The sequence below is a fragment of the Microbacterium sp. Leaf351 genome (assembly GCF_001423825.1).
Taxonomy (GTDB): Bacteria; Actinomycetota; Actinomycetes; order Actinomycetales; family Microbacteriaceae; genus Microbacterium; species Microbacterium ginsengisoli.
In genome coordinates, this window is record NZ_LMPK01000036.1 from 69,514 (window position 1) to 69,852 (window position 339).

General features: G+C 71.4%; 1 protein-coding gene. It reads left to right on the forward strand.

Going from position 1 to position 339, the window contains the following annotated elements:
* Positions 1-339, forward strand: a 339-nt coding sequence (locus ASG00_RS12280) for an NUDIX domain-containing protein (protein WP_156456255.1), incomplete at both ends; no start/stop codon positions are given.

A 339-nucleotide genomic window follows, 5' to 3' on the forward strand; every position in this document is an offset into this window, starting at 1 on the left:
GCTTCGTCGGCACCCGCCCCCTGCCGCTCGTCGGCGTGACCGCCGTCGTCGAGCACGAGGGGATGCTCCTGCTCGGCAGGCGCAGCGACAACGGCGCACTGACTCCCGTCACGGGCATCGTCGACCCGGGCGAGGAACCCGCCGATGCAGCGGTGCGCGAGGCCGCGGAGGAGGCCGGCGTCGTGATCGTCGCCGAGCGACTCGCGTCCGTGCACCAGATCCCGCGTGTGACCTACGAGAACGGCGACCAGAGCGACTACCTCGACCTCACGTTCCGGTGCCGCTGGATCTCGGGCGACCCGTTCCCCGCCGACGGCGAGATGACGGATATCGCGTGGT